Source organism: Kitasatospora sp. NPDC059722 (assembly GCF_042733235.1).
Taxonomy (GTDB): Bacteria; Actinomycetota; Actinomycetes; order Streptomycetales; family Streptomycetaceae; genus Kitasatospora.
Window position 1 is genome coordinate 1 of record NZ_JBHWGD010000221.1, and the last position, 4,325, is coordinate 4,325.

Here is a 4,325-nt window from a genome sequence, read left to right on the forward strand (position 1 = left end):
TGCGCCCCGGGGGCCCGCCCCGGACACCCCCTTCGCGGGCGCCGGCCCGCACCGCTGCCCCGGCCGGGCCCACGCGCTGGCGCTCGCCGCCGGGCTGCTGGAACGGAACGGCCGGGCCGGGCACGTCGCCACGGCGCCGGGCGCCTGACCCGGGAAACTGGGGCGACCAACGCCCCGCACGCAGCCCACCACCTCGCCTTCTCAGGAGCAGCCATGACCAGCACCGCTTCCACCAGCACCGCTTCCACCAACGCCGCTTCCACCAAAGCCACTTCCGCCAACACCGCCGCCGCCAACGCCACCGCCTTCCGCGAGCTGCACGACCGCCCCGGTGAGCCCCTGCTGCTGCCGAACGCCTGGGACCACGCCTCCGCCGCCGCCCTGGCCGCCGCCGGGTTCCCCGCCATCGCCACCACGAGCCTGGGCGTCTCCGCCGCGGCCGGACTGCCGGACGGCACCGGCGGGACGCGCGCCGAAATGCTCCGGCTCGCCCGCAGGTTCGGCCACGGCAGGTTCCTGTTCACCGTCGACATCGAGAACGGCTACAGCGACGACCCGGCCGAGGTCGCCGACCTTGCCGCCGAGCTCGCCGAGACCGGCGCGGTCGGCGTCAACCTGGAGGACGGCCGCGCCGACGGCGGCCTCACCCCGCCGCACGTGCACGCCGCGAAGATCGCCGCGATCAAGGCGGCCGTCCCCCTGCTCTTCGTCAACGCCCGTACCGACACCCATTGGCAGCGCGAGCCGGACACCGCCGAGACGGTGTCCCGACTGGCGGCCTACCGGGACGCGGGCGCGGACGGCGTGTTCGTCCCCGGCCTGACCGACCCGGCGGACATCACCGCAGTGGTGGCCGCGATCCCGCTCCCGCTCAACCTCCTCGCCCCGACCGGCGGCCCGTCCCTCAAGGCGCTCGCCGACCTCGGCGTCCGCCGCGTCAGCCTGGGCGGCCTGCTCTTCCGCATCGCCCTCGGCGCGGCCGTGGACGCCGCCGTCGCCCTGCGCACGGACGGCGTCCTCCCCGCGATGCCGGACGTCCCCGGCTACGCGGCGATCCAGGCGCTCGCGGAGTGATCCCCTGACGGGGCCCGGCTCTCCGGACCGCGTCGACACCCGGCGCCCTCGGCGTGACCAGGACGGACCCAACTTGGTTGGAAAGGACGGCAATTCGTCCATGCTGCGGAGTCGGCCCGGGCGCCCCGACCGCGGGGCCGTCGACCATCGGGTTGCCGGTGGTGGCCGCCCTGCTTCCCTGACCGTGGCCGTGGTGGCACTGTGGGGGTGACTCCGCACGATCGGAGCGTGACACGTGACGACCGTCGTCTGGCTGACCGAGGGCACCTGGCCCGCCTGCGTCGACGCCGCGCGCGAGCATTCCCCGCCCGGCGCCGACATCGTCCTGCTGTACGTGCGCGACCCCGAGGTCCCCGGGGCCGCGCACGGCGCCTTCGCCGGCCTCCTCGGCCGCGGCCATCGCCAGGAGGACTCCGATCATCTCCCGGGCGACGGCTGGGGCAGCGACCCCGGCAGCCGCCTGGAACACCTCGCGGCCGCCTCCGGCGAACACCTCGTGCGCGCCGCCGCCGAGCGCCTCGACCTCCCCTGCACCGCCCAGGTGCGCACCGGCCGCGTCGAACGGGAGGTTGTCACCGCGTCCGAGGCCGCCGGCCTCCTGGTCCTCGCCCGCGACGGTGACCGAACCCACCCCGGCCCGCGCAGCCTCGGCCCGGTCACCCGTCACGTCGTCGACCACGCCCCCTGCCCGGTCCTGCTCGTCTGGCCCTGACGGAGGACCCGCCGGGGCCTGCTGGCGGAGGTTCGGCCCGCGCCCGGCCACGCGCTCTCCCAACCGCTCCTCCGTCGGACCAAGTCGTCAAACTTCTTGACTATCAAAGTTTGTGACTGCTTCACTGGACCCAGCGACCGCACCGCGGCACGCACTCGTGAAGGAGTAACAGCCATGCACGGAACGACCGCTGACGGATCGTGGCGCTTCACCGAGCAGCTCACCGCGGACAACGCCACCCTGCTGCTCGTCGACCACCAGATCGGGCTGCTCGCCGCAGTGCGCGACTACACCGTCGCCGAGCTCAAGCACAACGTGGTCGCGCTGGCACGGGCCGCGCGAGTGCTCGGGGTCCCGATCGTGGTGACGACCACGGCGGCGGAGTCCCTGTGGGGGCCGCTGGCGCCCGAACTGGCCGCGGCCCTGCCGCCGGAGCTGGAGGTCATCGACCGGAGCACGGTGAACGCGTGGGACGACCCCCGCGTCCGGGCGGCGGTCGAGGCCACCGGGCGGAAGAAGCTGATCGTCGCCGGCGTCTCCACCGAGGTCTGCCTGACCCTGCCCGCCCTCTCGGCCACCGGTGCCGGCTACGACGTGTACGGCGTCGTCGACGCCTCGGGCACGTTCAACGACACCAAGCGCACCACCGGCATCCTGCGGATGCAGCAGGCCGGGGTCATCTCCGTCGACTACGCGTCGGTCGCCGTGGAGATGCTCGCCGACAACGCGAGCCCGCTGGCCCCCGCGCTGTACGAGGCCGTGGGCATGGACTTCGGCATCCTGAACGGCCAGCTCCGCGAGGCCTACGCCAAGCAGGCCTGATCGAACAGGCCTACGCCGAACTGGCCTGATGCCGAGGGGCTTGAGACGAAGCAAGCCCTGGACGCCGTCCTGCGGTGGCCGACCCGGCCGGCGCGGACCGCCGGCCGGCCGGGCGATATCGTGCACGGACCAGACCAGCGACCCGCTGCCGATCCGAAAGGGGGACCGCCATGCCGGAGGACGACGCCCGTGCGACGAGCGCCGCACCGGAACCGGACCTCGGGGTGCTGACCGGCATCCTCTTCCGCGCCCTCCAGGACGAGCTCTGGCACACCATGGCCCACGAGGGGTTCGACGACCTCACCCCGCGGCACGGCGCCCTCCTCGCACACCTGCGTCCCGACGGCGTGCGCCCCAGCGAGCTGTCCCAACTGGCAGGCCTGCACAAGCAGATCATCGGCAACACCGTCGACGAGCTCGAAGCCCTCGGCTACGTCGAACGCCGGCCCGACCCCGCCGACCGCCGCGCCAAGCTCGTCGTGCCCACGGAGCGCGGCACCGCCGAGATCGCTGCCGCGCGCCGCGTCCTCGCCGCGATCGGCCGCCGCCACGCCGACGCGATCGGGGCCGAGGAGTACGCGCGGTTCATGCGCTCGCTGACCCGCATCGCGCACCTCCAGCAGCGGGCCGTGCAGCAGCCCTGAGCAATGGCCCGACGTGGTCACCACCCACCCGCAGGCCGGAGAGTGAAGGAGCGCCACCGCCCGTGAAGATCGAATTCGACCCCTCGTACGCCTTGGGGGACGTCTCCGGCTCCGCCGAGGACCTGAACCTTCTGGCCCGCGTGGTGGCCGAGGGGGAAGGGGTGATCGACCTCCCGTCCTCGGCCGCGACGGGCCGCCACGACCTCACGAGGGTCGAGGTCAGGGACACACCCGGCCCCGGCGTGCTGCTTCACCTGGACGCCTCGCGCCGGCTACTGGTGATCAGCGGCGACGGCCCGGCGCGGGCGGTGCTGGCCGACAACCTGCGGGAAATGGCCGAGCTCGACGACGGCGGCCACCTCCACATCGAGTACTTCCCCGACCACTTCTACCTCGCGGAGGGATCACTGGCGCTGGTGGTCAACAGCCCGCACGGGGGCATGCCCCGGCGGTGAGACCACACAGGAGCGATGTCCTTCGCGGTCACTGTCGTTCGCGTCAGTCCGACGATTCGGGCACGCGCCGGTAGCGCTCGTAGACGACGCGGGAACCGAACGTCCTGGTGTCGACCAGGTCCAGCCGGACGTCCTCCGTGACGGGCGGCAGGAAGGGCGTGCCGCCACCGACGACGATCGGGGGGCGGAACATGCGCAGTTCGTCGACGAGCCCTTGCACGACCGCCTGTGCCGCCAGGTCGGCGCCGCCGACCTCGACGTCCAGGTCGGTGGCGGCGAGCGCCGCGGCGGCCTCCTCGGCCAGCGGTGCCCGGGCGAGCCGCGCGTTGCCCTCGACGCGGTCGAGCGTGCGGCTGAAGACGACCTTCGGGATCCCGCTCCACACGTCGGCGAACTCGGCCCACAGCTCGGTGCCGCGCATCGACGGGTCCGTCTCCCACGGCAGCATGGTCTCGTACAGCCTGCGGCCGCACAGCAATCCGCCGAGCTCCCTGATCTGTTCGACGTGGAAGCGGAACTGCTCCTCGCTCGGGACCGACCAGCCGAACTTGCCCTCACGGTCGGAAATGAACCCGTCCACCGAGACGCCCATCGAGTAGATCAGCATGGCTCCGAGCC

General features: G+C 73.2%; 6 protein-coding genes. 5 read left to right on the top strand and 1 reads right to left on the bottom strand.

The window, feature by feature from the left end:
• The first annotated feature begins 213 nt into the window (after positions 1–213).
• The 5 genes from ACFV4F_RS42575 to ACFV4F_RS42595 all read left to right on the top strand — a co-directional run bounded on the left by ACFV4F_RS42575 (position 214) and on the right by ACFV4F_RS42595 (position 3,707).
• Positions 214–1,074, top strand: coding sequence for an isocitrate lyase/phosphoenolpyruvate mutase family protein (locus ACFV4F_RS42575; RefSeq protein ID WP_380511256.1), 861 nt, complete (start codon positions 214–216; stop codon positions 1,072–1,074).
• 235 nt (positions 1,075–1,309) lie between these two features.
• Positions 1,310–1,786, top strand: coding sequence for a universal stress protein (locus ACFV4F_RS42580; RefSeq protein WP_380511258.1), 477 nt, complete (start codon positions 1,310–1,312; stop codon positions 1,784–1,786).
• A 174-nt stretch (positions 1,787–1,960) separates the two neighbouring features.
• Positions 1,961–2,608, top strand: a complete 648-nt coding sequence (locus tag ACFV4F_RS42585) for an isochorismatase family protein (RefSeq protein ID WP_380511261.1) — start codon at positions 1,961–1,963, stop codon at positions 2,606–2,608.
• Positions 2,609–2,778: 170 nt separating this feature from the next.
• Entirely contained in the window at positions 2,779–3,252 is a 474-nt protein-coding gene (locus tag ACFV4F_RS42590; RefSeq protein ID WP_380511264.1) for a MarR family winged helix-turn-helix transcriptional regulator, read from the top strand.
• Between the two features lie 62 nt (positions 3,253–3,314).
• On the top strand, positions 3,315–3,707 hold the full coding sequence (locus ACFV4F_RS42595; RefSeq protein WP_380442572.1) for a hypothetical protein: 393 nt from the start codon (positions 3,315–3,317) through the stop codon (positions 3,705–3,707).
• Positions 3,708–3,750: 43 nt separating this feature from the next.
• On the opposite strand, the gene ACFV4F_RS42600 is transcribed toward ACFV4F_RS42595, so the two are convergent.
• A complete protein-coding gene (locus ACFV4F_RS42600) occupies positions 3,751–4,314 on the bottom strand; it encodes a dihydrofolate reductase family protein (RefSeq protein WP_380511266.1) in 564 nt (187 codons plus the stop codon).
• Positions 4,315–4,325: the final 11 nt, after the last annotated feature.

Excerpts from the sequence above, each read along its gene's own strand:
- ACFV4F_RS42585 (WP_380511261.1), top strand. The coding sequence starts at position 1,961 with ATGCACGGAACGACCGCTGACGGATCGTGGCGCTTCACCGAGCAGCTC.
- ACFV4F_RS42590 (WP_380511264.1), top strand. The coding sequence starts at position 2,779 with ATGCCGGAGGACGACGCCCGTGCGACGAGCGCCGCACCGGAACCGGAC.
- ACFV4F_RS42575 (WP_380511256.1), top strand. The coding sequence starts at position 214 with ATGACCAGCACCGCTTCCACCAGCACCGCTTCCACCAACGCCGCTTCC.
- ACFV4F_RS42600 (WP_380511266.1), bottom strand. The coding sequence starts at position 4,314 with ATGCTGATCTACTCGATGGGCGTCTCGGTGGACGGGTTCATTTCCGAC.